This window comes from Amycolatopsis sp. NPDC003676 (assembly GCF_053587275.1).
Genome location: NZ_JBSFNS010000105.1, coordinates 22,038 through 29,457, shown reverse-complemented (window position 1 = coordinate 29,457; position 7,420 = coordinate 22,038). Strand labels below are relative to the sequence as shown.

Genomic DNA, 7,420 nt, shown 5'->3' with positions numbered 1-7,420 from the left:
GCTGACGCTCTCGATCCTGTGGGTGGCAAGGCATCTTTCCCGCCTTGACAAGCACCCCCAGACCGTCAGCACACTCAAGCTTCGGGGTGCCCCACGCAACCACCGCCTGCAACGTCGCCGCCAGGCGACGAGCAGAACCCCGACGAAAACCTCACCCAGCCCGCAACCCGGCCAACTCCGTCCCCGCCACCCCCACCGCATACCTCAACTGATCCTCCCGATGCTCACTGGTGATGAAGAACCGCAACCGGGCTTGCTGCTCTTCCACTGCTGGATACAGAATCGGATCCACCACCACGCCGCGTTCGTACAATGCCGTCGCCAGCCTCAACGTGGTATCCGAACCCCCGACCACGCAAGGCACGATCGGCGTGTCCCCAGCTGACCCGGTAGGTAGTCCGACTGCCGTAGCCAACTCCAAGAACAACCTGGAATTATCCCGCAGTCGCGCCAATCTCTCCGGCTCCTCCTGCAGGATCCTCAGCGCCGCAAGGGAAGCCGCCGCGTTGGCTGGAGTGATTCCCACGCTGTAAACAAAACCTGGCAACGAATACCGCAGCCAGCGGACCGTCCTCGCTGAACCGGCCAGATAGCCTCCGCAACCGGCCAGCGACTTCGACAGGGTTCCCATCCAGAGATCGACGCCAGAACGATCAACGGCGAAATGGTCGCCGACTCCGGCTCCGCGTGGGCCCATCGTGCCGATGCTGTGCGCTTCATCGACCATCAGCAATGCGCCATAGCGTCGCTTAAGTTCAATCAGCGCAGGCAAATCGGCGACATCGCCGTCCATGCTGTAGACGCCTTCTACGACGATCAACACTCGCCGGAACCGCGATCGTGATCGACGCAGCACGTCCTCCAGTCGTGCTGTGTCGTTGTGCGGGAACGGTTGCCGCGTGGCACCGGACAGTGCGCAGCCTTGCAGGATGCTGTCGTGTGCCAGCGAATCATGCACGATCAGGTCGCCTGGGCCGACCAGGTGGCCGATCGCGCCGACATTCGTCGCGTGGCCGCTCACCAGGACGAGGCTGTCCTCGACGCCTAGGAACGCGGCCAGCTCCGTCTCCAGGTCACGGGACAGGTCGCGGTCTCCAGCCAGCAAGCGGCTGCCGGACACCGAAGTCCCGTATCGTTCGACGGCCTCGTGCACCGCCGCGGTCACCGCCGGATGACCGGCCAGCCCTAGGTAGTTGTAGCTGGAGAAGGACAAATACGCACGGCCGGACACCGATGTTGTGGCGTCCATCCGTCCCTGATGCTTGCGGAAGTACGGATTCGGCACGCCTAGGTCGTCGAATTCCTTCAGCCGTGCATCGATCGCCGCTGCCTCTGGGAACTCTTCGATCGCCGCGCTCGTTGGATCCCACGACGGAGCCGGTGTGTCCGGCACTGGAGCAGCAGACACCAAAGCCGTTGCGGGAGCGAGCAAACCCGCTACCGCGCCTACGGTCAGCGCGCCCGACTGCTCGACTTCCAGCGGCAAGCCGGGAAATCGCTTGCGCAGCCGGCCTTCCAGTTCAGTCAGCATCAGCGAATCGAAGCCTAGATCGTCCACGAGCAGCTGCCCGGCGTACAACTCGGTGACCGGGAATGCTGTCGTCCGTGCGACTTCTTCAAGCACCACAGCCAGCACGTCCCGGGCGGACGTCGTCTCCGCTGCCTCCTCGACCGGCGCTGCAGTGGCGCCAAGAGGTTCCAACGTCTGCGCCTTGGCCAGCTTCGCGTCGTCGACGACCCAGTGGCGTCGCGGGCTGAGCGGGCTCGGTGGCAGCGTGCAGTGCGGCAGGCCGTTCGCGGCCGGTCTTAGTCCGGTGCCGGTCACCGCGCGCGGAGCCAGCTCAAGAGGGACGCCGTCCTCGGTCGGCTCTTCCCCCGGTGACACCACGCCAGCGAACACACCGGGGGCCAGTTCGCCGTTCTGCCCGGATTCCAGGGCGACTGACGCGTCGACGAGTTTGGCGATCGCGTCAGCGACATCGTCCGCGGCTACTGCGAGCCGCTCCGGGAAGAGCGTCCGGCGGGCGAGAGTGCCTGCTACCGCCGCCAGCGGCGGAGTCTCGCTGCTGAGCGCATCAGCCACTTCACGGGCGTGCCGAGCAAGTCCGGCGCGGTCCCGCGCGGTGAGCAACAGCAGGCGCGGCGTTTCGGCGGACGGAGATTCCTGTGCGGCCTCCTCGATCACCACGTGCACGTTCGAGCCGCCGAAACCGAACGCGCTGACTCCCGCTCGGCGCGGTCCGTCGCTGTCCCACGGGGTGATCTGGCCGGCTACCTGGAGACCGGCTTCTCGCAGCGGCAGATGGTCCGCTTGCTCGAAATCCGGCTGCGGCAGAATCTGTCCCTTGTGGACGGACAAAATGGACTTGATCAGTCCGGCGATTCCGGCGGTGCCAAGGGAATGGCCGACCACTGACTTCGCCGCGCCGAGATACGCCGGGTCCTCCGCGCCGCGGCGCAGTTCGGTCAGCGCGCCGATCTCCACATCGTCGCCGACCGCGGTCGCGGTGCCGTGTGCTTCCAGGAAACCGACCGACGCAGGGTCGACTCCCGCGTCTTGGTAGGCCCGCCGCAATGCGCGCAGCTGGCCGGATTCCTGCGGCATCATGCCGCCCTTGACGGTGCCGTCATTGGACAATCCGACGCCGCGGATCACCGCGTACACCCGGTCTCCCGCCGCTCGTGCGTCCGAGAGCGGGCGCAGCACCAGGACGCCCGCCCCCTCGCCGAGCACGAAACCGTCGGCCCGGCGGTCGAACGGGCGGCATTCGCCGGTGCGCGAGATCGCGCCGATCCGGCACAGGCCGACGAACAGGTCCGGGGCCAGGACCAGCTGCGCGCCGCCTGCGACGGCGATCCGGCATCTGCCCGCCCGCAGCGCGAACACCGCGTTCGCCACCGCGGTCAGCCCGCCGGAGCAGGCCGAGTCGAGCGCGTAGCTCTCGCCGTGCAGGTCGAAGACGTTGCTGATCGAACTCGGCCCCATGTTGAGCAGCAGTCCGGCCATCGCGGTGGCGTGCAGGCCGCTGACCGCGGACGCCGCCTCGGCCATCGCCGGATCGCCCGCCCGGCCGAACTCGCCGCCGATCAGCTGCTTTAGTCGCAGGTGCAACGTGCTCATGTCGCGGTAACCGCTGTCGCTGAGCGACATGATCACCGACGTGTCGTCGCGGTCGAAGCCCCCCGCTTCCCATCCCGCGTCCTGCAGCGCTTCCCGGGTCAAGTCGACCAGCAGCCGGTGCTGCGGGTCGAGCGATTTGGCCCGCCGCGGCGGGATCTTGTAGTGCCCCGCGTCGAAGTCGCCGACGTCCTCCAGCAGCGCCATGCGGTCGGAGTAGACCGCGGTGCTGTCCCGGAAATCGTCGTTGTAGAACGCTTCGCGCCGCCACCGCGAATCCGGCACTCGCCGAAACTGCGGTTTGGGCTCGCTCAGCAGATCCCAGTACTCGTTGACGTTGCGCGCTCCCGGAAAACGGCATCCCATTCCGACAACGGCGATGTCCTGGCTATTTTCGGATTCTTCCCACCCAGATGCAGCAGACCCCATGGCATGACTTCCTCGTGCCGATTCCCACCCAGTCGACACCGAGATTGCCCGTTCTTACCCGGTTTTTCAAGGGCATTGGGCAATCTGCGGAGGAATGCACAGACAACTCAACTCACGGTAGCCAAGCGATCACGCCACCAGGCCACGGTCGCGGCGAATTGATCTTTCTCCGCCGTCGGTTCGATATCGAAGAATTCCTGTGCCGCACGGGAATCCAGGACAAACGGGCGGTCGAACTGGTAGCGGACCTCCCCCAACTCGCGTAACAGCGGCGAAACGAGGGAGGCCGCCCGCAGTAACATCGGAGAAAGGCGTTGCACTGGCACCGGAGGCACTCCGGCCGCCTCGCACAACAGCGCCACCATCACCCGGGCGGACCGCGGCGGACCAGTCGGCACATGCCACGCCTTGCCCCACGCTTTTTCTTCCCGCGCGGCCGCGACCAGCGTGCGCGCGACATCGGGAAGGTAGCTCCAACTGTGCGGCGCGTCCGGATCGCCGAGTACCTGCACCTTTCGCCCTCGCAGCACGTTCGGCACTACGCGGGCGGCGAGATGTCCGCCGTCGGTCACTCCGGGGCCGAAGAAATCGGAGGCGCGCACCTCGACCATCCGGATGCGGCCCTCGTCGTGCAATGCGTGCAAATGTCCGGACAGCAAAGCCCGGATCCGACCCTTGGTCCCGGTGGCCGCGAGCGGCAGATTCTCAGTGAGCGGACCGTCGACCGGCCCATAGCCGTACAAATTCCCCAGCGACACCAGCAGCGCGCCGTTCGTTTCGGCCGCGGCGCAGATCGAGTCCAGCAGCGGCGGCCAATCCGTCGCCCACCGGTGATAAGGCGGGCTCGCGCAGCTGTAGATCGCGGTCGCGCCCTTGGTCGCCTCGATGAGCGCGGCCTGGTCGGCGGCATCGAGCGCGACGTGCTCCAGCCCCGGTTCGTTCTCTCGGGGCGAACGGGCGATCACCCGCACTCGCTCGCCTTGTTCAGCCAGCAAAGCCGCGGTGGCCGCCCCTGCCGGTCCGTATCCGAGCACCGCCTGAAAACCCATGGCGACACCCTAGCCACCAGCGCATCCCGTTGCGGCCGTTCACGAACCGGCCGTCCGCCGTTCACCGGACCGTCGCGGCGCACTGGTCTCGACCAGGCTGCCGACACCCCGGCTCCACCCGGAATTCGCCCAGGCCAGAACCCGTTTTCCGGCCCTAGTTCAGCACGTTGCGGTGGTGTATGGTCGCCGATCGTGAACAATTCCGCCAAGGTCGCCGCGCACACCGTTCCGCCCACCGGGCACTGACCGCAATCCGGGGGCGCGAGTGAACACCCTGAAGATCATTCTGTTCTCCTTGTCGGCGGTCTCCTCGTACGCGGCCTTGCTGTACAAGCTTTTCTCGATGCGCCGCTCGTGGCGCGACCCGGCCTACATCGTGCTGATGACGACGCTGATCCTGCAGTGCGTCACGTTCACCCTCGGCGCGATCTCGCTCAGCATCGGCTCGCTGTTCGGGATACCGAATCTGGCGATCTTGATCTTGCACCTGGCCGCGGTCGCGTACTGCATCAGCGCGCAGCTCCTCCTGATGCTGTGGGCGAATCCGCCGTCGGAGATCCGCGCCCAGATCCGCGCGTGGATCGTTTCCGGCGCGGTGCTGTTCGTGGTGCTGACCGTGCTGTTCTTCATCGGCAACAAGCCGGGCACGCCGGGCACCGCGTTCGCCGTGGGCAGCAAGGACCCGGTCATCCTCACCTACCTGCTGCTGTTCATCATTTCGCAGGCAGTGCCGTGCGTGACGATCTACCTGCAGTGCCTGCCGTACGCGCGAAGCACGTCGAGGGTGTGGCTGCGCCGGACGTTGCGGACCCTCGCGGTCGGCGCGGTGATCCTGTTCCTGTACTGCGCCACGCGCGCGGTGAACATCGTGAGCCCGGCGCTCGGCTGGCACCTCGGCACGTGGGCGATCGCGCCGTCGGTGTTCAGCGCGCTGGGCATCGTGATCGTGTCGTTCGGGCTGACCATGCCGTCGTGGGGCGAGCACGTGTCGTCGGTCGCGCGGTGGCAGCGCAATTACCGTTCTTATCGCGCGCTCTACCCGCTGTGGCACTCGCTGTACGAATCCTCGCCGGGCATCGCGCTGGAACCGCCAGCCGAGGGAGACACCGATCGGCGCTGGTCGGACTTGCACTACCGGCTGCATCGCCGGGTCATCGAGATCCGCGACGGCTGGCGCGCGCTGCGGCCGTACATGGATCGCGCCGACACCCCGAACGGCGACCAGGCGATGGCCGAGGCGCGCAAGATCCGCCAGGCGCTCGAGGCGAAGACGTCCGGCGTGACCCCTGCGGAAAACCAGGACAACGGCGCGTTCGACGACCACGACGCGAAGACGTTCGCCGCCGAAGTCGCCTGGCTCACCCAGGTTTCGGAGGCTTACGCCAAGCTCGCCTGAGCCGGAGCTTGCGGCTGCGGCTGGTCGCCCAGCAGCGTCTGGCCCTTCGTCAGCCACGCGAAACCGAACGCGAACACCGCGAGCGACTCAAGCCAGAGCGTCGGATGCAGGGCCGCGGTGGCGGCGCTGAAGAACAGGCCGTTGAGGACGATCAGCACCAGGCACGCGAGCATCACGATGCCGCACGTCCGGTAGATGGCGTTGCGCGAGCGTTTGCGCTTCGTCGGCGCGCCGTCGTGTTTGGTGAACAGGAAGAGGCAGAAGAACGCGAGGGTGAGGAAGAAGATCGCGGCGAACACGAGGTGCGCGACGCCGATCGCGTGCTGGGTGGGCGTCGGCGAGACCGGCTGGGTCGGGAACAGCGCGACGCCGATGCCGGCGATCGCCGCGACGTTCGCCGCGATGTCATCGACCCGGCCGTAACCGCGGTAGGCGATCAGGAAGACGCCGATCGCGCACAAGGTGCCGACGAAGACGTTCCGGAGATCGCTGTAGTAATAGCCGCTGAGCGAGCCGAGCAGGCCGCCGCCTTCCAGCAGCTCCTTCCCGACGATCACGACGATCGGCAGCAGGATCCCGAGCACCCCGATGGCGCGGCGAAGGAACAGGTAAGAGCGCACGAAAGCAGTCATGGCACGGCTCCCCGAAGTCGTGCACTCTTTGTACCTGTTCCGTCACCGGTTCACCGGGCAGACGGGGAAATCCACCGGTTCAGCCCAGCAGGTCGTCCAATTCCGCGAGAAGTTTCGCCTTCGGCCGGGCGCCGACGAACGACGCCACCGGGGCTCCGTCGCGGAACAGCATCAACGTCGGCAGCGCCATCACCTGGTAGGCGCGCATCGTTTCGGGGTTTTCGTCGGTATTGAGCTCGCGCACGGTGAGGCCGGGTCGTTCCGCGGAGATCTCGGCGAGCACCGGCGCGATCATCCGGCACGGCGGGCACCAGTCGGCGGTGAAGTCGACCAGTACGGGCTGGCCGTGCTCCAGGACGTCGGCGGCGAAGGTGGCGTCGGTGGTCATCGGGACTCCTCGGATTCAGCAGTGCAGGGGTCAGCCGGGCGCGCAGCGGCGGCGGCGAGCTTGTCGAGCAAGGCGGAACGGACCGCGGCGAGGTCGCGCATGCAGGCCTCGACCTCGTCCAGCTTCCGCCGGTACACCTCGACCGACGCCGGGCACGCGTCGCCCGCGTCGTGGCCGGTGCGGAGACAGTCGACGAACGGGCGGGTGTCGTCGAGGCTGAACCCGACCGTGCGCAGAGTCTGGATTTCCGTGACCAGCCGCAGGTCGTCCTCGTCGTACTCGCGATAGCCGTTCGCCGCGCGCGCCGCCGGGAGCAGGCCCTGTGCCTCATAGAAGCGCAGGGCCCGCGTGGTGGTCCCGGCCCGCTGTGCCAGTTCGCCGATCCGCATGTCTTCGACGCTAAACCTT

The 7,420-nt window shown here is 67.0% G+C and carries 6 protein-coding genes; 1 reads left to right on the top strand and 5 read right to left on the bottom strand.

The window, feature by feature from the left end; translation table 11 throughout:
* Positions 1-151 precede the first annotated feature (151 nt).
* Together ACWDNU_RS36855 and ACWDNU_RS36850 are read right to left on the bottom strand one after the other, a co-directional pair.
* Positions 152-3,547, bottom strand: coding sequence for an aminotransferase class I/II-fold pyridoxal phosphate-dependent enzyme (locus tag ACWDNU_RS36855; protein WP_449672264.1), 3,396 nt, complete (start codon positions 3,545-3,547; stop codon positions 152-154).
* A 107-nt stretch (positions 3,548-3,654) separates the two neighbouring features.
* Entirely contained in the window at positions 3,655-4,596 is a 942-nt protein-coding gene (locus ACWDNU_RS36850) for an NAD-dependent epimerase/dehydratase family protein (protein ID WP_370934805.1), read from the bottom strand.
* 265 nt (positions 4,597-4,861) lie between these two features.
* Between ACWDNU_RS36850 and ACWDNU_RS36845 the strand changes: the two genes are divergently transcribed.
* Positions 4,862-5,992: an MAB_1171c family putative transporter gene (locus tag ACWDNU_RS36845; protein ID WP_370934804.1), complete on the top strand. Its 1,131-nt coding sequence runs from the start codon at positions 4,862-4,864 to the stop codon at positions 5,990-5,992.
* On the opposite strand, the gene ACWDNU_RS36840 is transcribed toward ACWDNU_RS36845, so the two are convergent.
* From ACWDNU_RS36840 to ACWDNU_RS36830, 3 genes are all read right to left on the bottom strand, one after another.
* Positions 5,974-6,624: a DUF998 domain-containing protein gene (locus tag ACWDNU_RS36840; protein ID WP_449672263.1), complete on the bottom strand. Its 651-nt coding sequence runs from the start codon at positions 6,622-6,624 to the stop codon at positions 5,974-5,976. The genes ACWDNU_RS36845 and ACWDNU_RS36840 overlap by 19 nt on opposite strands.
* Before the next feature lie 79 nt (positions 6,625-6,703).
* Positions 6,704-7,012 carry a thioredoxin gene (gene trxA, locus ACWDNU_RS36835; protein ID WP_377875712.1) on the bottom strand — a complete coding sequence of 103 codons (309 nt, stop codon included), beginning with the start codon at positions 7,010-7,012 and terminating at the stop codon, positions 6,704-6,706.
* Positions 7,009-7,401 carry a MerR family transcriptional regulator gene (locus ACWDNU_RS36830; protein WP_449672262.1) on the bottom strand — a complete coding sequence of 131 codons (393 nt, stop codon included), beginning with the start codon at positions 7,399-7,401 and terminating at the stop codon, positions 7,009-7,011. The genes trxA and ACWDNU_RS36830 overlap by 4 nt, the downstream gene beginning before the upstream one ends.
* Between the last annotated feature and the right edge of the window lie 19 nt (positions 7,402-7,420).